The following is a 19,678-nucleotide window of genomic DNA, read 5'->3' as shown; positions in this document are numbered from 1 at the left end:
GACTGCGGTCAGGCGGAGCGTTCTGCCTGCTCAGCAAGGTTCGTTCTGCTGCGGGGCCAAATGCGCATCCGAGAACACGGAAGCCGATGCGTTTTTGACCCCGCTCGGCGTTTCCGCTGCTCTATTGACCCCGCCGGTCCTCCGCACGAAGCAACGCGGATGCTCCGAGGATCTCGACCCCGAGCAGGTGACCGTCACGATCGAAATCGAGGATCAGCTCGCCCGGCAGATCATCGGGCAACGGCACCGGCACCTGACGCACAGCCTCACCCGCTCGGATCGGTCGCCCGATCGTCACGTAGGCGGCATTCGCCTCGGGGTCGTATCTCAGCTCACGCATGCCACAGCGAACCCGCGATCGCGCCGGGCTCACCGGCCGACAGCGCGAAAGGCACGTTCGTCCCGAGGTAGATCGCCCCCGCGATCGCCGCTCCGAGCAGCAGGATGAGGATGGCGAAGATCGCCACCGAGAACGCACCGTATCCGCCGGATGTCGGCGCCTCGGGCGCGACCGACGGCTGCGCCCAGTCGTCTGCCACGGGCGCAGGCTGGTCGCCCGTGAGGATCGCCGGCTTCGGCCGCGATCGGCGCGTCGCCGGAAGCATCGCCTCCGGCGGAGGCGGCGGGATCGCCGCATCCGGAATCGCAGACTCAGCCGGAGGCGGCGGAATGACAGCATCCGGAACCGCGGACTCAGCCGGAGGCGGCGGGATGACGGCATCCTCCGACCGGATGTACGGATCTCTGCTGTCACCGCTCATGTCAGCCCCCTACGGCTCCGACATCGGTCGTGCCGACGTCCGTCTTGTGGAAGTTCTGGAACGAGCGGGATGCCGTGGGCCCGCGCTGTCCCTGGTAGCGGTTGCCGTACGGGCCGGAGCCATACGGGTTCTCCGCCGGAGAGGTCAGCCGGAAGAAGCACAGCTGCCCGATCTTCATGCCCGGCCACAGCTTGATCGGCAGCGTCGCGACATTCGCGAGCTCGAGCGTGACGTGCCCCGTGAACCCGGGGTCGATGAACCCGGCGGTCGAGTGCGTGATCAGCCCCAGACGACCGAGCGACGACTTGCCCTCGAGGCGGGCCGCGATGTCATCGGCCAGCGAGACCTGCTCGAACGTCGCGCCGAGCGCGAACTCTCCGGGGTGCAGAATGAAAGGCTCGTCGGGGTCGACCTCGATCAGTCGAGTCAGCTCCGGCTGATCGACCGACGGGTCGATGAACGGATACTTGTGGTTGTCGAACAGCCGGAAGTAGCGGTCGAGGCGCACGTCGATGCTCGACGGCTGAATCATCTCCGGCTCGTGCGGGTCGAGACCGATGTGGCCGGAGGCGAGTTCTGCTCTGATGTCGCGGTCGCTGAGAAGCACGACCCCAGCCTAGTCACCACACGCCGCCGGCACTTTGGCCATGACGGATCGTGCGGGTAGGCTTGCGTTCACCCGCTCCTCGGATGCGAGTACGGGGCTGTAGTTCAATGGCAGAACTTCTGCTTCCCAAGCAGATAGCGCGGGTTCGATTCCCGTCAGCCCCTCCATATACGCGACGCCCCGCTCGCTGGTCCCGCGACGCACTCCGGCACCTCCTCGTAGATCCATCACGGGTTCACCTGCGCGTGATCAAGGGTGATGACGAGCTTCCTTGCCGATACGCCGCGGCGAAGGGTGTCGACGGCTTCTTGGATGGCCGGAAGCCCGTGTCCTGCGATGTGGGCCTCCGGGTAGAGGTGGTGGCTGCCCGAGGCGAGCGCGGCAGGGAGATACCCGCCCCAGACGGCCGGCCCCACGGGAGAGGTGGCGATGGCGCTTCCCCAGATGAACGTCGCCTTGATGCCGCGAGTGCGACTGCGCACCTGCATGAGCGCCGTCCGCGTTCCGAGCGTCACGAAGAGGCGGATGCGGGCGAGGGAGAGACCGCCGCGGCGGGGTTGTTCGTAGAACGAGACGGGAGGGCTCGCCATCGCGATCCGTGTGGCGCCGGTGGCGCGCGCGATCCTCAGGCAGGGCTCGGCCGATCCCACCGCGACGGCGAGGATCCCCGCCACCGCGGAGCCGCCCACCGCTTCGATGATCCGATTCGCCGCTTCCGGGTCGCGATAGTCGAAGACGGCTTCTGCTCCCAGCCGCCTCATCCGGTCATGGTTCTTCGCAGAGGCTGTCGTGATGACGCGATAACCGGCCGCTCGGGCGAGCTGGATCGCATTGCCTCCGACGGCTGTCGCGCCGCCCCAGATCACGACGACCTCATCACGATGCGCCGCATCTCCGAGACGGGAGTAGTCCAGTCCCAGCTGCTCCTTCTCGAACAGTCCGGCCGCCGCTGTGGACAGCGCCAGCGGCAGGACGGCGGCATCCTCGAAAGCGGTGGTGGCCGGCAAAGCGGCGGCAAGGCTCGCGTCGACTGCGACATAGGTCTGGAAGCCGCTCTCGGAGACGGCATCCCGACCCTTCTCCAGCCCCACCGCATACGCCACGACTCGGTCTCCGACGACGAAGTCCTCCACGCCCGCTCCGGTCTCGACGACCACGCCCGCGACGTCCTCCCCGAGGATCACCGGGTAGCGCAGCCATCCGTACATGACAGTGCCGTTGGACTGGATGATCGCGTCGAGCGGATTCACCGCCACCGCATGCACCGCGAGCAGCAGCTGCCCCGCCCCCGGCTTCGGCATCGGGGCATCGCGAATCGTCAGGTCCGCATAGGCGGAGTCGATCCACGCCGCAGTGTTGTCGCTCATTTCCTCTGTTCTCCGAATCTGATGACATCTCGTGTCATCATGCTCGAGCTTACGACAGTTCGTGTCATCATGGCTCTATGCCTCGTTGGTCACCGGATGCTGCGTTGCGGTTGGAAGCTGCAGCGATGAACCTGTTCACCGACCAGGGGTACTCGGGAACCACGGTTCCCCAGATCGCCGAGGCGGCGGGACTCACCACACGGACGTTCTTCCGCCACTTCTCCGACAAACGCGATGTGCTGTTCCTCCGAGATCGTGAGTTCCCCCAAGCGGTGAGCGACTTCATGGAGTCCATCCCGCACGAACGCGGCGGGACCGCCACCGTGCGCGCAGGCCTCGCAGCCGCATGCCGAGGCCTCCAGGACTGGCGAGAGCAGATCGCACGTCGACGCAGCATCATCCGCAGCGAACCCGCGCTGCACGAACGCGATCTTCTACGCAGTCACTACCTCGCGCGCGCCATCGAACGGTCACTGAACCAGCGCGGCATCGCCCCTGAGCACGCACATACCTTGGCCGCCCTCGCCGTGACCTGTTTCGACCTCGCGATGGACCGATGGCTGGAAGGCCCCTCCGATCTCTCGCTCGAGGATGCCCTCGCTGCAGTGTGGACCGACATGCAGGGATGGATCAACGGGTGACATCGCCGGCTGGAGCGAGCGTTCTTCGGCGCGTCACGCATCGGTAGAGGTCAGAGGTCGTCCCAGGGGATGAACTCGACGGTCACGTCATCACCGTCGACCGTGTACGTGCCGATGAGATCAGTCGTGTAGTCGGTCGTGCCGGTCCCAGACGAGGTTCCCCCCTCAGGCCGGTACCAGAAGATGACGTCGACCATGAATCGGTGATCGGTCCGAAAGGTCACGTTGTGCGGCGCCTGGATGACCCCGGTCGTCGATGGATCCTGCTGCCTCAGGAGCAGAGGACAGACGGCATCCACCGAGGTTCCGGGTTCGACGCAGGCGTTGGCTTGCTCGTTCGCCGCATCCAGCAGGGCCGTCTGCAGCGCCTCAGTCACCGCCACCGAGAGTTCGGCCGTCGCTGTCGGCGGGATGGCTGCCAGCTCGTCGGGCGCGACCGTGAAGTAGATCCCCACGTCTGGGCCGGTCAGGTCATAGACGGCGGGATACACCTGCAGCGGCTCCGACCGGGAGTTCGCAGACACCCCGGCGACCTCTTTCACAGCGAGCTCGAGTTCGGTGCCGGCGAGATCGACCTGCTCCACACCCGTGAGGGAGATGCTGTCCCGCACGGCCACGGTCGCCTCGACCGTCAGCGGCGAGTCGGGGCGCCATCCCGGCTGCAGCAGCCAGTAGGCACCCGCATCTCGCGTCATCGTGAACGTATGGGTGAAAGTCTGCGAGGCGAGCTCCATCACAGTCCTCACCTCCGCGGTGTCGCCCTCATGCGTGGTCGTGGTGACGGACACCACCTCGATACGCTCGGTGGCAGCACCGAGAACGTCGTCGGTCAGGTACGTCGCATCGATACCGGATGCATCCGGGTCGACGATCTGCGCGGCGGTGGAGGCATCGCCGTCGGCGATCGCCGCGAGGTACGAGCTCACCACTTCCGAGGGATCACTGGAGCCGGACACCAGCGCTGCCGCGGTCAGATAACCACCGACCGCAAGCGCGGCTGCACCCGACGCGATCCACACGCCTCGCTTGCGCCGTGCCGCAGGCGTCGTCGGTGAACTGCCCGTCGTCGAAGTCGTCGTCACTGATCTGATCCCTGTCCCCCGAGGTCCTCATCGAGCTTTCCCCGTCAGACTACGGCGTCACCCGGATGCCGACGGGAGGTCGCCGAGACGTCGGGTGACCGGGACAGTAGTGCCGTTCCCATCCGATTCCTCGCCTGCTCCGAACAGCAGCAGATGGGCCCGTTCTCGCGCGCCCGAGAGGAGTTCCGATGATCGAGTCGTCGACCCCGCCGCTTGCCGACCTCGACGGGTATCGCAACGTCACCGACCTGCTGGTCGCGCGCGCAGCCGCCGCTCCGGATCACGTCGCCTTCGAGGTCACGGGAGCGAATGCCGGTGACGCGTGGCGCCCGATCACGACGCGCGAGTTCCTCGACCAGGTGCGTGCTCTGGCCAAGGGCTTCATCGCCCAGGGCGTGCGGGCCGGTGACCCCATCGCGATCATGGCGCCGACGCGCTACGAATGGGCCGTCGCCGACCTCGCCTCCTGGTTCGCCGGCGCCGTCGTCGTGCCGATCTACGAGACGTCGTCACCCTCGCAGGTGAACGCCATCGTCGCCGATGCCGGCGTGCGTCTGGCGATCGGCGGCACCACAGAGCACGCGGTGCTTCTGCAGGCGGCGCTCGCGCAGACCGAGCGGATCACGCTCGGCGCCTGGACGATGGATGCTGCGGCATCCGGCACTCTCCCCGACCTGGTCGCGCGCGGCGTCGACGTCACCGACGACGAGCTCGAGGCGCGCAGGACCTCCGCCACGCAGGACGACCCCGCGACGATCGTCTACACCTCGGGCACCACGGGCGAGCCCAAGGGCGTCGTGCTCACGCACCGGAACTTCCTGGGTCAGGTGCTCAACATCGCCGCCGCGTATCGCGAGATCGTGAACGAAGACGGCAACACCGTCATCTTCCTGCCCCTCGCCCACGTGCTCGCGCGCGGGCTCCAGCTGATCTGCCTCGCGAGCGGCATGCGCATCGCGCACCTCTCCGACCCTTCGACGGTCGTCGCCACCCTCGACACGCTGCGCCCGACGTTCCTCGTCGTCGTGCCGCGCGTGCTGCAGAAGATCCAGGCGGCGGCCGCCGCCAAGGCTGCCGACAAGGGCCTGTCGGAAATCTGGGCCAAGGCCTGCTCGACCGCCATCGCCTGGGGCCACCGCGCCGAGCGGATCGACGCCGGCCGGCGAATCCCGAAGAACCGTGGGCTCAGCCTGCGGCACCGCTTCTTCGACGCCCTCTTCTTCCGCCGCCTCCGCTCCGTGATGGGCGGGCGCGTCGGATACATCCTCTCGGGCGGAGCAGCGCTCGATGCCGACCTCTCGCTCTTCTTCCGCGGCATCGGCGTTCCCGTCATCGAGGGCTACGGGCTCACCGAGACGACAGCGCCCCTCACCGGCAACCTGCCGGGTCGCATCGCCTCGGGCAGCGTCGGCTCCCCGTTGCCCGGGCTCACCGTGCGCATCAGCGACGAGGGAGAGGTGCTCGCCCGCGGTATCGGCGTCTTCAGCGGCTACCGGAATCCGGATCACGACGAGGATGCCTTCGTCGACGGCTTCTTCCGCACCGGTGACCTCGGGCGTCTCGACGACCAGGGCCGGCTCATCCTCGACGGCCGCCTCAAAGACGTGATCGTCACCTCGAACGGCAAGACAATCGTGCCGACACGGTGGGAGAATGCCGTCGAAGCCGACCCGCTCATCTCACACGCGGTCATGGCGGGTGAAGGCAAGCCGTATCTCTCGGCGCTGCTCGTCCTCGACCCCGAGCAGACCCTGGCGTGGGCGGATGCCGAAGGCGTCAGCATCCCTCCGATCGCCGACGCCGACCTTCGCGCCGTGACCGACCCGACGCTGCGCACTCGTCTGCAGCGTGCCGTCGACGCCGCCAACGCGCTCGTGGCCCGCAGCGAGCAGGTGCGTCGTTTCAGCGTGGTCTTCGCCGACCTCGACGACCGCGCGCTGGTCACACCGACCATGAAGCTCAAGCGGAGCGTCGTGCTGGATCGCGCCGCCCTCACCGTCGAAGACCTGTACCTCTGAGAAGCAGAAAGAACACGATGTCCTCCCCCACCTCCTCCACCCCCAAGTCCTCGCGAACGTCTCTGATCGCGATCATCGTCGCGCTCATGATCGGAGCCCTCGTCGCTCTCGCGGGCAGCCAGGGCGGTGCGGCACTCGGCGGCATCCCTCTGTTCGCCCTCGCCGTGGCTGCGGCGTTCGCGATCCAGGTCATCGCGTTCATCCCGGCGGTGATCCTGCGCACCGAGCGGTTCTTCGACCTCACGGGCAGCCTCACGTTCCTGGCGATCTCCGTCGCCCTCGTGCTGCTGACCCCCATGCCCGACGCGCGCAGTTGGATCCTCGCGGCGATGGTGATCCTGTGGGCCGCCCGCCTCGGATCGTTCCTCGCGATGCGCGTGCACAAGGCCGGATCCGACGGCCGCTTCGACGAGATCAAGGGCTCGCCCGTGCGCTTCCTGCAAGTGTGGGTGATCCAGGGTGCGTGGGTGTCGATCACCGCGGCGGCGGCGTGGATCGCGATCAGCACGGATGCCGCGGCACGCGCGCCCATCGGATGGCTGACCGTCGTCGGCATCGTCGTGTGGCTGCTCGGCATGACCATCGAGATCGTCGCCGACGCGCAGAAGTCGGCGTTCCGCGCCGACCCGCGCAACAAGGACGAGTTCATCCGCACCGGGCTGTGGTCGAGGTCTCGTCACCCCAACTACTTCGGCGAGATCGTCATCTGGGTGGGAGTGTTCCTGACCGCTGCACCCGTGCTCGCCGGGTGGCAGTGGGTCGCGATCCTGTCGCCGCTGTTCGTGATCCTGCTGCTCACCCGCGTCAGCGGCATCCCACTGCTCGAGGCACGCGCCGAGAAGAAGTGGGGCGACCGTGCCGACTACATCGAGTACCGCGAGAACACGCCGTCGTTGATCCCGCGGCTCACCCGACCGGCCGTGCGGGAGACAGCTGCGTAGACCCGCGCACTGCGCGGCGCGCCTGCTCAGGCGAAGTCGAGCTCTCCCCGCACGATCGAATCCCCCGAGTGCGCCGGATCGCCGTCCACCGGCTCGAACGAGATGTCGACCAGGCGGTACTCGTCGAGGTCGACGCCGTCGGGCACACGGAAGGTGCCGGACGCGTCGTCGAGCACGCCAAGGCTGATCAGCGCCTGCCCGTCTTCGCGGATCAGCCACACCTCGCGGTAGTCGCCGTCTGCGAGCTCATCGCCTTCGAGCGTCACCGTGAGCGTGCGCCGGCCGTCGCCGTCGTCGTCGATCTCGGCCTGCCCGACCGCGTCGGGGTGATCGGGGAACGCCGCGAGCTCGGCCGAGGCGATCACGGCAGACGAGGGCGTCAGCGAGCGGGCGATCCACACACCGGCTCCGATCGCGACGACGAGCGCCATCGACGCGGCGAGGATCCAGACGGATGCCGAGGAGCGCCGACGCGAGCGAGTGCGAGTGCGAGTGCGATGCCGCAGGGGCTCGGCATCCACCGCATCCGGTTCGGAAACCGACTCGGGCTCGGGAATCGACTCGGACTCTGGCTCGGCCTCCACGGACGCGGGATCGACCGCGGGATCCGCCGCGACCGCATCGGTCAACCTGAGCTCGCCGTGGATCCGCGACCACACGTCCGCCGGCGGAGCCTCGAGGTCGCCCTCGACCACGCTGGAACGCGCCACCAGCGCGACCCGGGACATGTCGGCCAACTCAGCGGCACACGCCTCGCACTCGACGAGGTGCTGCATGTCAGCGTCGGAACCGGCCGGTTCACCCATCGCGATCAGGGCGATCTTCTCGTCATCGAGATGTGACATGGTTCACCTCCAATCGGTCGCGCATTCGGGCAAGGCTTCGGCGGATATGGCTCTTCACGGTGCCGAGCGGCATCCCCATTCTGCGTGAGATCTCTTCATGGGTCAGGTCATCGTAGAAGGCCAGTCGCATGACCGCCTGCGCATCGGGCGCGAGCTGCTGCAGCTCGCTCGAGAGCAGCAGCGTCTCGGACAGATCGACCGACTCGGAGACGAGTGCGTCGGGCGGGGTGAGGCGCTCCATCTCGGCCTGCAGCTGCTGCACCTTGGCGCGCGCCTCGAACGTGTCGGCGATCCGGCGCCGGGCGATCGCGATCAGCCAGGTCGACAGGCGCGCCTTCGACGAGTCGTATCCGGCACGCGAGTTCCAGGCCGACACGAAGGTGCGCTGCGTGACGTCCTCGGCATCCCCTCGGTCGCCCAGAGAGCGAAGCGCCAGGGTGAAGACGACAGGCGACCAGCGTCGGTACAGCTCCGCGAGCGCCTGCTCGTCGCCCGCGACGAAACGGCGATCGAGCGCCGCCTCGGCTTCGGTGGTCTCATCCACCCGGAGTCTCCTCTCCATGGTGATCACCCCGCCTCATCGCGGGACCGCCACAGCCACCACGTTATCGCGGTAGTGGCCTGTCTGGCTGTCGAAGGGGCCGCCGCAGGTGATGATCACCAGGGCCGAGGGGCCGCCGCGCTCGAAGAGCTCGGCCGTCGGGAGCGCCGCCTTCTCGTAGTAGGTCAGCGACTCGATCACGAACTCGCGGCTCGCGCCGTCGGCCGCGGCGATGCGGACGGTCTCGCCCGCGGGCACATCCCGCAGGCGAGCGAGCGGTCCGATCGGATAGTCGACCGCGTCGACGTGCGCTGCGATCAGAATCCGGCCACTCGTGCTCGTGGCATCCGCCCCGTATCGGTACCACCCGGCGACGGCCGGGTCGATAGGCAGCTCCATCTGTCCGGTGTCGGCCACCCCGACGTCCGTCACCGGCATATCGATGGCGAGCGACGGGATGGCCAGACTCACGGGAGCGACGGATGCCGCCGGGGTGGGGAGAGCACCCGGCCGCACCTCGACGTCTCTCGTGGGAGTGGGAGGGACAGGCGCTGGAGTCGTGGGGGGCGACTCCGTGGAAGGAGGGAGTTCCGCGCCCGCCCCTCCCGGTGTGCATGCCACGAGGCACGCCGCGGTGACCAGGGCGCCGAGCGTCAGGATGACGCGGCGCAGACCGGACTCTCGCGACGTGCCTCGCAGCATCAGCGCACCGTCTGGCGACGACGGACGATCAGGCCCGCACCGACGGCGGCCGAGATGGCGAGGGCGACGAGACCCGCCGAGAGAAGCGTCGTCACCGATGCGTCCTGCTGGGCGAGGTAGCCCGCGGTGCCCGAGGGCACTCCGTCGGGGTTGGAGTGGAGTCCCGAGATCGTCTGTGCGGCGATCGCGAGGTTGCCGTCTTCGGCACTGCCCCAGGCGTAGACGATCGTGTTGACGCCCTCTTCGATCGCGACGTCAGCCGGGCCGATGACCGGGTCGGTCGTGCCCGTGAGCGCCACGGCGGCCGATACGGTGCCCGCCGGCAGGTCGAGCTTCGCCTCGTTGGGGTTCGTGAGGTTCTCGATCACGGGCGAGCCGCCGGCGAGGATGTCGACCGCGGGTGCCGCAGCCGTGTGACGCACCGTCAGCCTGCCCTGGCCGGGTGCCGTCTGCGAGATGTCGTTCGTGAAGAGGTTGAGGCCGGGTTCGCCCGCTTCGGTCAGGTGGGCCACGGCGGTGTAGTTCGCACCTGCTTCGAGAGCGATCGTCGCGGGTCCGAGGACGGGAGCGCTCGCGTCGGCGGCGTCGGGAGCCGTGAGGGCGACCTCGTACGAGCCGGCCGGCAGCTCGAGCGGACCGGCCAGGTCACCGGGGGCGAAGTCGTCGAGGGTCAGCTCGCCGTTGACGTACACGTCGACCGGGGTGTCGGGGATCGCGTGCAGCACCGAGAGCTGGGCTGACTGGGTGGTGGCGGCGCTGGCCGGCAATGCCAGGCCGAGAGCGGTGATCATTCCGACGGCGAGGCCGGCGGCGACTGTCTTGCGCATCTGTTCCTCCTGTACCCGGACCGCCCTGTGCGGCCCTTCATAGGAGTTGTTCTCCGGGAACCGGGGTTTTGGATGCAGGTGGATGGAGATTTTTCTCAGATGGCTCCCAGACCCGTCACTCCGCCCGTGCGGCGCGCTTCGCCTCTTGGAAGACCCGGATCGCCTCGTACCTCTCGGCCGAGCGCGCCTGTCTCTTCTCGCGCTGCTCGTCGCGGTTCTTCGGAGGCGCCGACGTCACGAGACCGTCGAGCAGGTGGCGCACCGACAGCTCGATCTCGGCGACGGCCCGGTCGAAGACCTCCGTGTTCGCCCGCGAGGGAGAGTTGGTGCCCGAGATCTTGCGCACGAACTGCACGGCGGCCTCGTGGCACTCGTCGTCGGTCGCGGGCGGTGCGAGGTTGTTGAGCGGAATGATGTTGCGGCACATGCCTGCCAGGCTAGATCGCTGAGCGCGGGAGTCAAGAGGATGCGACGGAGTCAGTCCGAGCTGTTGTCGAGCACCACCGCGACGAGGTCGCCGTCGAGGATGAACTGCAGCGCCGCGCCATCGGGGTAGCGCTCTGCGAGCTCGTCCGAGATCCCCCCGTCGAACGGCAGCGCGACGCTCGCACGAAACGCACCCACGCCGCACGCCGAGTACATCTGTCCGTCGAAACTCCAGGACGTCTCGGTGAAGTCCGCGTCCTCCGGCACCTGGTCGCTTCGCACGACGTTGAGGCAGCGGTCCTCCGACGATCGCTGCCCCGAATCCGAGTACCAGCCGGCGGTCGTGAAGACGGTCATCCCCGCGAACTCCGCCGCCGCCGTATCCTTCTCGGCGCCGAACCACCCCGAAGGGATCGCCGGCGTGCGCGTCAGCTCGAGGGTCGCGATCTGCGATGCGTCAGCAGATGCGGGGAACGTCGGGATCGACACCAGTGTGTAGGTGATCACCGCCGCGACCGCGGCCGTCACCACGACGGATGTTGCCCAGAGCAGCGCCTGCCGCCGCGCGGCCCAGGCAGACCAGCCGGAGGCCGGCGGCGGCGGCGGCGGCGGAACACCCTCATCGCCCGAGAGGAAATCCTCGTCCCGCCCCTCTCCTCGGTCGGGCCGGGCCGCGTCGCCGTCGGCGGATGATGCGAGGCTCGGTTCAGAAGCCGGGCGGGTGCGTTCCCGCCTGTCCGGCGCCGTCACGCGCGATGACTCGAGCTCCTGCAGTCGGCGCATCGCGGCAGGATCCGACGCGATGTCGGCACGCGGCCCGTAGGCGCGAGCACGCAGTTTTCGCAGCTCGCGCAGTTCATCGTCGGCAGTGGCGTCCATCCCTCGCATCGTCTCACGCCACGGGGCCACAGGCCTCAGACCCACGCCTGCGCGTCAGGCTCCGTTCGAGAGCACTCGCGCATTGACCCTCCGTTGCCAGTCGCGCAGCTGCCACATCGGATGGTGGGGCGCCGCGTTCGAGCACAGCACCACTCCCCAGACACCGGCGCGCAGCGCGGCATCCACTCCGCATTCGGCGAAGTCGAGCCCGTGCGCACTCTCTTCGTACCAGGCGTTCAGGGGCGTGTAGCCGAGCCAGCCCTCGCCGATCACGGCGGGCACCCTCTTCCAGTGCGCCCAGGCCGCGACCGCCGCGACCCGCGACTCGATCTCTCGGCGCATCATCCGCCGATAGGGGGCGGCGTGCTCGTCGAGCCACGCATCCCACAGTCCCGGATCCACCCAGTCGTAGCCGTAGATCATCTGGTCGGTGACGACCGTGGCCCGCAGCTTCCACTCGGCGGGCCGGCCGTACTCGGCAAAAGTGGGCGCACCCTCGACCAGGAGCGACCGCAGCATCGCATTCGGGAATCCCTCCGACTGCTCGGAGCGGATGTCGATGAGCTGCTGCAGCGCGTCGAGCACGCCGTAGCTGTAGACGTGGAACTGCGCGGCGCCGAGGGCATCCGACACCTGGTGCATCGCCAGATGCGGCGGCTTGCCGTAGCTCGCGGTGATCAGGAGATCAGGATGCCGGTTGCGCAGCGCCCGCAGCGCGCGCTCGCCCGACCCGGCGAGCGCCGGGAGGATCGAGAAGTCGACCTCGTTGTGCAGCTCGACCATCGCGATCTGCGAGCGGAGCCCGAGCTCCGTCACCCAGTCGATGAGCCGGTCCCACGTGGCGGCCAGGTGGTCGTACCGCTCGGCGAGAGGCACGGCGTCGATCGCCTCGAACCATCTCGGCGACCGCGCGAAGCTCGTCGACTGCTGATACTCCCAGCTGGCGAGGATGACGACGAGTCCGTGGCGCTTCGCCGCCTCGAGCAGCTGATGAAGCCGCTCGAACACGTCGATCCGATACCCGCCGGGCACGTCGTACCAGCGCGTGCCACGGCCGTAGTACCCGCCATCGGGCGCTGCGCCGAGCCCCTCGATCTCGAGGTCCCGCGCGAGTCCCGACAGTTCGGGATGGCCGAAGAGCAGCATCGGGGCGGCGCAGATCCGGATGCAGTTGTAACCCAGATCCGCGGCATCGGCGCAGGCGCGATCGAGGTCGTCGTAGGGCTCGCCCTCCCCGGCCCTCGTGTACCAGGAGAAGTCCCAGAGCGTGATCGCCAGCCGCGCGGGCAGATGCGCGGGCACGCCGAGCGGCACCGGCCGACCGGCATCCCCGTCGTGTCCGGTGCCCAGATAGCGTTCGGTCATCGCCCGGCTCCCTCGTCAGTCGTCATCGATCCCCCGGGTGAACAGCAGCAGCTCGGGCAGGCTCGTCGCGAAGTAGTCCGTCTCACCAGACTCGTGGCGTGCCGCGGGCGGCGTGTACGGGCTGCGGGCCTCGCCGAGGTTCGACGGTGGGTCGGCGTTCGGCAGGTCGAGCGCCGCGAGAGTCGCATCCCACGCGGCGAGCGCCTCGCCCTCACCCCCCTCCCACGGCCGGAACTCACGCTCTGTGAGGATTCCATACGCCCGCGTGGCCTCGCCGACGGTCAGCAGCAGCCGTACGTAGGCGATGGTGAAGTCGTCGCGGGTCAGGACGAGGGTCTCGACCGGCCGCAGCCGCTCGTATCTCGACGCGTCGTCGTGCCCCAGACGCACGGCCAGCTGATCCTGCTCGTATCGCAGACGGGCGTCGCCCGGCGCTGCCTCGACCGCCTGCCCGTACAGGGTCCAGGCGCGGTCGTCGTCGTGCGTCACGGAGTAGGCGGCGAGCGCCGCATCGCGCAGGAGAACGGGATGCCGCAGGCCCGACTCGATCGCCGCGTTCCACTCGGACGCGGCCTCGACGCGTCTGCCCGAGGCGTAGAGCAGGGTTCCGCGCAGCATCCGGGCGGTGGCGTCGTCGGGTTCGGCGGCGACCGCAAGGGTGAGGGCGTCGAGCGCGTCGAGTCCTGAGGGGAAGGCCCCGGTGAGATCGGCCTCGCGTGCGCTGCGTCTGTGTGCGGCGGCCTCGGCCGGCCGACCCTCCGCGTCGTGGATCCCCGCCGCGAGGTAGTGGGCGATCGGTCGAAGACTGCCACTCGGCGTCACCGCTGCCGACTGCACCCGGTCGAGCAGCAGCAGGGCGGATGCCGTGTCACCGGCGTCCCTCAGCTCCAGAGCCACATCGAGCAGGATGCCTGTGTCGTGGATCTCGTGTCCGGCGAGGAATCGGATGGTGGCTGCGAGGGGGTCGGCGACGAGAGCATGGTCGAGTACCCGCTGCGCCTCGCCATCTCGTCCGTGGCGACGGAGGAGGATCACCCGCAGCGCGATACGGCGCGGGTCGTGCGCGGCGACGGCGTCGAGCTCGTCGAGCACGCGCGTCGCGGAGCGATCCTGGCCCTGGTGCGCGAGGGATTGGGCGAGCGCGAACCCGGCGGCCGCGGCCCAGGCGCCGTCCCATCCGGCCTTGCCGAACGCCTGCTGCGCCTCGACCACCTGGCCGAGGCGGGAGTGCACGAGGCCCAGCAGATAGAACGCCTCGGCGTCGGCCGGGTTCGCGTTGCGTCGGGTCAGGCGGGCGACGGCGGTGCGCACGTGCGCGAGCGCCTCCTCGTAGCGCCCCTGCCGGTAGAGCCGATCGGCTACGGCGGTGTTGGTGCGGGCATCGCCGGGATCCCGTTCGAGCGCGGTGCGCCAGTAGGGCATCGGCGATCGCGTCGGATGCCGGTACTGACTGAGGTGCAGACCGTTGAGGTACAGCTCTTCGACCGACTCGGTGGCGTCCGGCGTCGGCGGCTCCTCGGCGACCCAGGGCTCTGCACCCGCCACGACCGCCGGAGCCCACTGCACCAGCACGCGCCCGTCGGCGTCGAGCACCCGCACCTCGAGGCCGTCGTCGTGAAAGCGTCCCCGCGTGCGCACGACCGTGGGCACACCCGGATCGAGGTCGACCGGGTGAGACCCGACCGTCTCGCCGGCCGACACCACCAGCACCCGCGCGCCTCGGCGGCGGGCGGTCGCCGCCACCGACACGACCAGGTCATCGCCCTCGCGGTCGATGTGCACCGCGGCATCCGGGGTCGCCTGGTGCACCACTCCGATGGCGGGGACCGGATACCAGTACTGCGTGAAGCTCTTCGTCTCGCCGGGCAGAAGCCACGAGAAGTCCGGCTGGTTGTCGGTGTAGACACCGGCCATCAGTTCGACGTACGGGCCGTCGGCGTCGGTCAGCTGCGCATCCCACGCGTGCCCGAAGGGCGCATCGCCCCAGGTCCACATCTTCTTGCCGGGAGAGACGCGACGCTCGGCCCAGTGCACGAATCCCGCTCCCGCGGCATGGTCGTACCCTCCGAAGAAGTCCTGGTGCGAGTCGACGATCATGTACGACGTCGGCACGGGGATGTTGCGATACCAGTCGATCCGATCGGCGCCGGGGGCCTCGGCGGCGCGCGCGGGGTAGTCGACGCCGTAGTACGGGCGGTCCGCCGCCGGGAAGGAGGTGAGAGCGCGTCGGGCGTGGTCGGCGACGAAGCGGACGTCCTCGGGAAAGAACGCCTGGTAGTCGTCGTGCACCCGCGCGGCGACGTTCGCCCACCACAGGAAGCTCTGCCGCTCCTTCGTGCGGTTGTGCAGCCGCACCGCGAGCTCGACCACCGAGCTGCCCGGTCGCAGGCGCACGCCGTGCTGCGCCGACATGCGGGCGAACGGGTCGTGGTCGTGGCACCAGACCGTGACGGTGCCGTCTGCGTCGGTCTCGATGCTGGTCTCGACAGGCAGGTGGGTCGCGGGGCGGTGGTGCTGCGGCCAGTTGAACTCGACGCCGCCGCTGATCCAGGGCCCGGCGAGCCCGACGAGCGCCGGCTTGATGACGTTGTTGCGGTAGAAGAAGTCGTATCCGGTGACCTTGTCGTACCCGACGTGGATGCGCCCGCCGAGCTCGGGCAGCACGACGAGGCGCACGTACTCGTTCTCGAGGTGGATCGCGTCCCACTCACGCGGACTCGCCTCCTTGTCGACGCTCTCGATGAACGGAATCGGATACACCGCTCCGCTCGACCCCTGATAGACCCGGTGATCGAGGAACATCGGGTACGGGCTCGGCGCCCCGGCCTCGTAGGTCGCGATCGTGAGCGGTTCGCGCCAGGCGACGGGGCGACCGTCGTCGAGCGTGGCGCGCAGCCTCCGCGGCACCGCGGGAAGATCGACCGTCATGATTCTCCTCGGACTCGGCGGCCCACGTCGGCCGCTCTTCGAGGCTAGGAGCGCCCCGAGACTCTCGGTATGGTGAGACCGAGGGATGACATGGACGAAACAACGGGTCGCGACATCGCCGCGCACTCACCGGGCCTCGCGCGCCGCGCGGAGGGCTTCGCCGATCAGCGACTCTGCGTGGTGCCGCGCCCCCAGGTCGAGCTCGCGCTCGCCGCGCCCGTCACCCGGCGCCTCACCGTCACCGATGCGGGACTGTTCCCCCACGCCGCGGGCCACCTGCGCCGGCGTCCGCACGGAGCATCCGAGACGATCGTGCTGGTCTGCGTCGGTGGCGCAGGAGTGGTGGCCTTCAGCGGCGACGAGTACGCGCTCAGCCCCGGTGCGAGCATCGCGATCCCCGCCGGCACCCCGCACGAGTACCGCAGCTCCGACCGCGATCCATGGACGATCTGGTGGCTGCATGTGAGAGGCACGGATGCGGCAGAGCTGACGACACCGGCCGGCGCCTCCCGTCTGGTGCGGCTGCGCGCGGCAGATCGGGTGGTGGCGCTGTTCGACGAGCTCGTCACGCTGCTCGAGCGTCGCATCTCGCCCGCGCACCTGCTGGCGGCATCGGGCATCGCCTGGAATCTGCTCACGCGCATCACGGTCGACAGCACGCTGCCCGCCGAGGGCTCGCCCCTGGAGCGGGCGATGCGCTACCTCGAGACGCGCATCGACGGCAGCATCCAGGTGGCCGATCTCGCCGCCCTCGTCGGCCTCTCGCCCTCGCACCTGAGTGCGCTGTTCCGTCAGGCGACCGGCGGCGGGCCGGCAGCGTTCCACACCTCGCTCAAGATGGGCAGGGCGCGAGCGCTGCTCGACGCCACGAACCTGTCGATCGCCGAGATCGCCGCGTCGGTGGGGTACGCCGATCCGCTGTACTTCTCGCGTCAGTTCCGTCGGGTGCACGACGTGAGCCCCACGGCCTACCGCGCCCAGCACAAGGGCTGAGCACGCCCGTCACGACACCCGGGCGTATCGGCGCACCAGCAGGGTCGCCGCATCCACTCGCAGCACGGGATCATCGGCGCTCGGTCTGACTCGAGGGTCGACGTGCACGCGAGTCGCGGGATCCCAAGCGAATGCCGTGAGACGGATCGGATGCTCGGTCAGCAGGTCACGATGGCCGCTGAGGTCGACCTCGAGCGGGCGCCCCGACCAGAACTGATCCGCGATCAGATCCTCGCCGATGTGCAGGCGGATCACGTCGCCGACCCAATCGAGACGCAGCACGACCTGGTCGGCGCCGTCGCCGATCCCGCCCGGGATGCGGATCTCAGCTATCGCGGCGTCGACGAAGTCGTCCTCCGTCGGGGCGGCGAAGCGCGATGCCGGCCCACCGACCCTCGGCGCGAACACCGGCGCAGCCGGGAACATCGGCGGCTCCAGGTCGTGACGAGCACCTGTCCCCTCGACGACCCGGCGTCGGAACTCAACCCCGGATCCATCGCCGCGGTCGGTCAGGACGAGCAGTTCCTCGTCGGCGTCCTGCCTCTCGGCCACGAAGCCCCGGTCGTCGAACCAGCCGCCGTGCGGCCAGATCACCACGCTGTCGATCCCGTTCACGGGGCCGCGCCAGACGGCATCCGCAGTGCCGCTGTCGAGGATCACGAAGGTCGTACGACCGACCTGCACGCGGCAGTCGATTCCCGGCGCCGAGTCGGGGCGGATCACGTGTCGCCCTTCGTCGGTCACGGCCGTGCTCGCTCCTCGGACGACCGGCAGTCGCACTCCGTCGATCTGGATCTCTGCAGCGATCCCCTCACTCGCGGCCAGGAACACCACGTCGTGGTCGCCGATGCGGATCTCGGTGATCGGCTGCGCGGTCGCGCTCACGGCGGGCAGGCCTCCGAGGGGCTGTCGGATCGGCCAGAAGAAGGAGGATCCGACGGGCACGGTGATCGGGTCGCTCGGGAAGCGTACGGCGGCATCCGGCCCCACGATCTCGAAACGCACAGCCTCGACCGCATCGAGGGGTGCCAGCGCCGGCTGATGGTTGTTCACGAACAGGAACCCGCGGTCGCCGGCGCCTCTCGCCGACCAGCGCAGCTCGCCGGGCTCCTGCGATCCGATTCGCGCGGGGTAGGTAGCGAGCCGGGCGCCGAACGCCGAGAGGAACAGATGCTGGCGACGCAGCTGGTGGAAGTGCCGTCGTTGCGTGCCTGCGGCTCCGATCGGCGCGAAGAAGTCGTAGTCGCGCACCGGGACGTCGTTCGGATATCCGGTCGCCTGAGACTCCTGCGTCGTCGAGAGCTCCCCTTCGAAGTGGAGTCCACCGTGGAACATATAATAGCCCTGCCAGGCCGATCCGCTGCCGAGCTTGGTCAGCGCGAGCGCCGCGACATCCTCCGCATCGACGAGCGGTCGCCGGTGATAGGCGGTCGCCATGCCGCTGCCCAGCTCGCAGGTCGCGTAGGGCCAGCCATCATTGGTGCCGCGGTCGCCGACCGCGGACGCGTCGGCCGGGGAGGCGCGCAGGTCGGCTCCGACCGAGAGGTCGTCTCGCACATCGCTGAACGTGAAGTGCTGGCGCCCGAACTCCGGCCACCCCGTGTCGGACTCCTCCCAGAATCCGTCGGCGTATCCCGCGTAGACGGGTAGGAAGCGCCCCGGTGGCAGCTGCGCGCCGCCCCACCCCGTGGCCGTGAACAGACTCGCTGCGAGTCCGACCGACTCGGCGATCGCGCGCAGCGTCGACAGGTGCTGGGGCTGGTCGTACAGCTCGTTCTCTATCTGGATGCCGATGATCGGCGCCTCCGGAGCCTCGGTCCGATGCACGAGGTCGGCCACCTGCCCTGCTACCGCCGAGTACCAGCGCCGCACCACCTCGAGATAGGCCGGGTCGTCGGTGCGGTGGGCGATGTCGCGAGCCTGCAGCCAGTCGGGAAAGCCGCCGTTCCGCGTCTCGCCGTGCGCCCACGGACCGATCCGGATGACGACGTCGAGCCCGACGCGGACGGCCGTCTGCACGAATTCCCGCAGATCGCGATCGCCGTCCCAGCGGAATTCGCCCTCGACCTCTTCGTGCGCCAGCCAGAAGACGTATGTCGCGAGCACGTCGATGCCGCCCGCGCGCATCTTGCGCAGTTCGCGCTCCCACACCTCGCGGCGATCGCGCGCGAAGTGGTACTCCCCCATCACCGGAATCCAGGGTCTGCCGTCGCGGCTCAGGTACCGGTCGGTCACCTCGATGCGTCGAGCGGTGTCCGCCCCGTCGCCCAGGTCGAGAGCCGCGGGCACCGGATCCGTCGGTCGGGGGAGCTCGACGCGATATCGCGCCCCGGTCGAAGTCGTCGTCGCGGAAGTCATCACTCGACCGTACGCACCGACGCCGAGAGAGCGACAGGGGTGATGCGACGAGAAGGCTGGAGAGAACGACGGATGCGGCAGCATCCGTCCCCGCGCACAGCAACGGGCGGGTGAAGCGTGATCCGCTTCACCCGCCCGCGCCGGGGGTCTTAATTCTTGAACGCGTCCTTGAGGTTCTCGCCGGCCGTCTTCGCGTCGGCCTTGACCCGGTCGGCCTTGCCTTCGGCAGTGAGCTTGTCGTTGTCGGTCGCGTTGTCGATCGCTTCCTTCGCCTTGCCGGCGATGTCCTGAGCGGCATTCTTGATCTTGTCATCGAGTCCCATGAGGAGCTCCTTTCGTGAGGGGTGATCGTGACGCCGGGAGGATTCCCGGCGTCTTACCGTCGTTGCTCTGCGCG

At 69.0% G+C, this 19,678-nt stretch carries 19 protein-coding genes and 1 tRNA gene; 5 read left to right on the top strand and 15 right to left on the bottom strand.

Annotated elements, in window-relative coordinates:
* Window positions 1-121: 121 nt before the first annotated feature.
* From ACLKOY_RS12455 to dcd, 3 genes are read right to left on the bottom strand one after another with little or no spacing between them, the layout of a single operon-like run.
* On the bottom strand, window positions 122-340 hold the full coding sequence (locus ACLKOY_RS12455; RefSeq protein WP_436453876.1) for a DUF2283 domain-containing protein: 219 nt from the start codon (window positions 338-340) through the stop codon (window positions 122-124).
* A complete protein-coding gene (locus ACLKOY_RS12450) occupies window positions 333-761 on the bottom strand; it encodes a hypothetical protein (RefSeq protein ID WP_436453875.1) in 429 nt (142 codons plus the stop codon). Before ACLKOY_RS12450 ends, ACLKOY_RS12455 begins: the two co-directional genes overlap by 8 nt.
* 1 nt (window position 762) lies before the next feature.
* Window positions 763-1,368, bottom strand: a complete 606-nt coding sequence (gene dcd / locus ACLKOY_RS12445) for a dCTP deaminase (protein WP_042536862.1) — start codon at window positions 1,366-1,368, stop codon at window positions 763-765.
* Between the two features lie 93 nt (window positions 1,369-1,461).
* On the opposite strand from dcd, the gene ACLKOY_RS12440 reads away from it, so the two are divergent.
* Window positions 1,462-1,535, top strand: a tRNA-Gly gene (locus ACLKOY_RS12440).
* A 60-nt stretch (window positions 1,536-1,595) separates the two neighbouring features.
* Here the strand turns inward: ACLKOY_RS12440 and ACLKOY_RS12435 are convergent.
* A complete protein-coding gene (locus ACLKOY_RS12435; protein ID WP_436453874.1) occupies window positions 1,596-2,735 on the bottom strand; it encodes a zinc-binding alcohol dehydrogenase family protein in 1,140 nt (379 codons plus the stop codon).
* Window positions 2,736-2,860: 125 nt separating this feature from the next.
* Between ACLKOY_RS12435 and ACLKOY_RS12430 the strand changes: the two genes are divergently transcribed.
* Window positions 2,861-3,376 (top strand): TetR/AcrR family transcriptional regulator, encoded by a 516-nt coding sequence (locus ACLKOY_RS12430; RefSeq protein ID WP_436453873.1) that lies wholly within the window; start codon window positions 2,861-2,863, stop codon window positions 3,374-3,376.
* A 50-nt stretch (window positions 3,377-3,426) separates the two neighbouring features.
* On the opposite strand, the gene ACLKOY_RS12425 is transcribed toward ACLKOY_RS12430, so the two are convergent.
* A complete protein-coding gene (locus ACLKOY_RS12425; RefSeq protein ID WP_436453872.1) occupies window positions 3,427-4,458 on the bottom strand; it encodes a hypothetical protein in 1,032 nt (343 codons plus the stop codon).
* Between the two features lie 188 nt (window positions 4,459-4,646).
* On the opposite strand from ACLKOY_RS12425, the gene ACLKOY_RS12420 reads away from it, so the two are divergent.
* Together ACLKOY_RS12420 and ACLKOY_RS12415 are read left to right on the top strand one after the other, a co-directional pair.
* Window positions 4,647-6,476, top strand: a complete 1,830-nt coding sequence (locus tag ACLKOY_RS12420) for an AMP-dependent synthetase/ligase (protein WP_436453871.1) — start codon at window positions 4,647-4,649, stop codon at window positions 6,474-6,476.
* Window positions 6,477-6,493: 17 nt separating this feature from the next.
* Complete coding sequence (locus tag ACLKOY_RS12415; protein WP_436453870.1) at window positions 6,494-7,417, top strand: DUF1295 domain-containing protein; 924 nt, start codon at window positions 6,494-6,496, stop codon at window positions 7,415-7,417.
* Between the two features lie 26 nt (window positions 7,418-7,443).
* On the opposite strand, the gene ACLKOY_RS12410 is transcribed toward ACLKOY_RS12415, so the two are convergent.
* From ACLKOY_RS12410 to ACLKOY_RS12375, 8 genes are all read right to left on the bottom strand, one after another.
* Window positions 7,444-8,262, bottom strand: a complete 819-nt coding sequence (locus tag ACLKOY_RS12410) for an anti-sigma factor (RefSeq protein WP_436453869.1) — start codon at window positions 8,260-8,262, stop codon at window positions 7,444-7,446.
* On the bottom strand, window positions 8,246-8,806 hold the full coding sequence (locus tag ACLKOY_RS12405) for an RNA polymerase sigma factor (RefSeq protein ID WP_436453868.1): 561 nt from the start codon (window positions 8,804-8,806) through the stop codon (window positions 8,246-8,248). The genes ACLKOY_RS12410 and ACLKOY_RS12405 overlap by 17 nt, the downstream gene beginning before the upstream one ends.
* Before the next feature lie 33 nt (window positions 8,807-8,839).
* On the bottom strand, window positions 8,840-9,505 hold the full coding sequence (locus ACLKOY_RS12400) for a class F sortase (RefSeq protein ID WP_436453867.1): 666 nt from the start codon (window positions 9,503-9,505) through the stop codon (window positions 8,840-8,842).
* Complete coding sequence (locus ACLKOY_RS12395; protein ID WP_436453866.1) at window positions 9,505-10,332, bottom strand: DUF4397 domain-containing protein; 828 nt, start codon at window positions 10,330-10,332, stop codon at window positions 9,505-9,507. The genes ACLKOY_RS12400 and ACLKOY_RS12395 overlap by 1 nt, the downstream gene beginning before the upstream one ends.
* Window positions 10,333-10,447: 115 nt before the next feature.
* A complete protein-coding gene (locus ACLKOY_RS12390) occupies window positions 10,448-10,759 on the bottom strand; it encodes a DUF2277 domain-containing protein (RefSeq protein WP_140038381.1) in 312 nt (103 codons plus the stop codon).
* A gap of 50 nt (window positions 10,760-10,809) precedes the next feature.
* Entirely contained in the window at window positions 10,810-11,637 is an 828-nt protein-coding gene (locus ACLKOY_RS12385; protein ID WP_436453865.1) for a hypothetical protein, read from the bottom strand.
* A 54-nt stretch (window positions 11,638-11,691) separates the two neighbouring features.
* Window positions 11,692-13,002, bottom strand: a complete 1,311-nt coding sequence (locus ACLKOY_RS12380; RefSeq protein ID WP_436453864.1) for a cellulase-like family protein — start codon at window positions 13,000-13,002, stop codon at window positions 11,692-11,694.
* Between the two features lie 15 nt (window positions 13,003-13,017).
* The gene (locus ACLKOY_RS12375; protein ID WP_436453863.1) at window positions 13,018-15,930 is read right to left on the bottom strand and encodes a DUF5107 domain-containing protein; all 2,913 of its coding nucleotides are present in this window, start codon (window positions 15,928-15,930) and stop codon (window positions 13,018-13,020) included.
* 90 nt (window positions 15,931-16,020) lie between these two features.
* Between ACLKOY_RS12375 and ACLKOY_RS12370 the strand changes: the two genes are divergently transcribed.
* A complete protein-coding gene (locus tag ACLKOY_RS12370; RefSeq protein WP_436453862.1) occupies window positions 16,021-16,923 on the top strand; it encodes a helix-turn-helix domain-containing protein in 903 nt (300 codons plus the stop codon).
* Between the two features lie 9 nt (window positions 16,924-16,932).
* On the opposite strand, the gene ACLKOY_RS12365 is transcribed toward ACLKOY_RS12370, so the two are convergent.
* Together ACLKOY_RS12365 and ACLKOY_RS12360 are read right to left on the bottom strand one after the other, a co-directional pair.
* Window positions 16,933-19,281 carry a beta-galactosidase gene (locus ACLKOY_RS12365; RefSeq protein ID WP_436453861.1) on the bottom strand — a complete coding sequence of 783 codons (2,349 nt, stop codon included), beginning with the start codon at window positions 19,279-19,281 and terminating at the stop codon, window positions 16,933-16,935.
* 149 nt (window positions 19,282-19,430) lie between these two features.
* Window positions 19,431-19,604 (bottom strand): CsbD family protein, encoded by a 174-nt coding sequence (locus tag ACLKOY_RS12360; protein ID WP_436453860.1) that lies wholly within the window; start codon window positions 19,602-19,604, stop codon window positions 19,431-19,433.
* Between the last annotated feature and the right edge of the window lie 74 nt (window positions 19,605-19,678).

Origin of the sequence: Microbacterium sp. K2, from assembly GCF_051365005.1 — a bacterium.
Taxonomy (GTDB): Bacteria; Actinomycetota; Actinomycetes; order Actinomycetales; family Microbacteriaceae; genus Microbacterium; species Microbacterium foliorum_B.
The sequence above is the reverse complement of the archived record's forward strand: the minus strand, read 5'-3'. Positions and strand labels throughout refer to the sequence as shown.

Coding starts and splice junctions, on each gene's coding strand:
- ACLKOY_RS12360 (WP_436453860.1), bottom strand. CDS start 19,604: ATGGGACTCGATGACAAGATCAAGAATGCCGCTCAGGACATCGCCGGC.
- ACLKOY_RS12385 (WP_436453865.1), bottom strand. CDS start 11,637: ATGGACGCCACTGCCGACGATGAACTGCGCGAGCTGCGAAAACTGCGT.
- ACLKOY_RS12390 (WP_140038381.1), bottom strand. CDS start 10,759: ATGTGCCGCAACATCATTCCGCTCAACAACCTCGCACCGCCCGCGACC.
- ACLKOY_RS12395 (WP_436453866.1), bottom strand. CDS start 10,332: ATGCGCAAGACAGTCGCCGCCGGCCTCGCCGTCGGAATGATCACCGCT.
- ACLKOY_RS12410 (WP_436453869.1), bottom strand. CDS start 8,262: ATGTCACATCTCGATGACGAGAAGATCGCCCTGATCGCGATGGGTGAA.
- ACLKOY_RS12420 (WP_436453871.1), top strand. CDS start 4,647: ATGATCGAGTCGTCGACCCCGCCGCTTGCCGACCTCGACGGGTATCGC.
- ACLKOY_RS12400 (WP_436453867.1), bottom strand. CDS start 9,505: ATGCTGCGAGGCACGTCGCGAGAGTCCGGTCTGCGCCGCGTCATCCTG.
- ACLKOY_RS12370 (WP_436453862.1), top strand. CDS start 16,021: ATGGACGAAACAACGGGTCGCGACATCGCCGCGCACTCACCGGGCCTC.
- ACLKOY_RS12365 (WP_436453861.1), bottom strand. CDS start 19,281: ATGACTTCCGCGACGACGACTTCGACCGGGGCGCGATATCGCGTCGAG.
- ACLKOY_RS12380 (WP_436453864.1), bottom strand. CDS start 13,002: ATGACCGAACGCTATCTGGGCACCGGACACGACGGGGATGCCGGTCGG.
- ACLKOY_RS12375 (WP_436453863.1), bottom strand. CDS start 15,930: ATGACGGTCGATCTTCCCGCGGTGCCGCGGAGGCTGCGCGCCACGCTC.
- ACLKOY_RS12455 (WP_436453876.1), bottom strand. CDS start 340: ATGCGTGAGCTGAGATACGACCCCGAGGCGAATGCCGCCTACGTGACG.
- ACLKOY_RS12430 (WP_436453873.1), top strand. CDS start 2,861: ATGAACCTGTTCACCGACCAGGGGTACTCGGGAACCACGGTTCCCCAG.
- ACLKOY_RS12435 (WP_436453874.1), bottom strand. CDS start 2,735: ATGAGCGACAACACTGCGGCGTGGATCGACTCCGCCTATGCGGACCTG.
- ACLKOY_RS12450 (WP_436453875.1), bottom strand. CDS start 761: ATGAGCGGTGACAGCAGAGATCCGTACATCCGGTCGGAGGATGCCGTC.
- ACLKOY_RS12415 (WP_436453870.1), top strand. CDS start 6,494: ATGTCCTCCCCCACCTCCTCCACCCCCAAGTCCTCGCGAACGTCTCTG.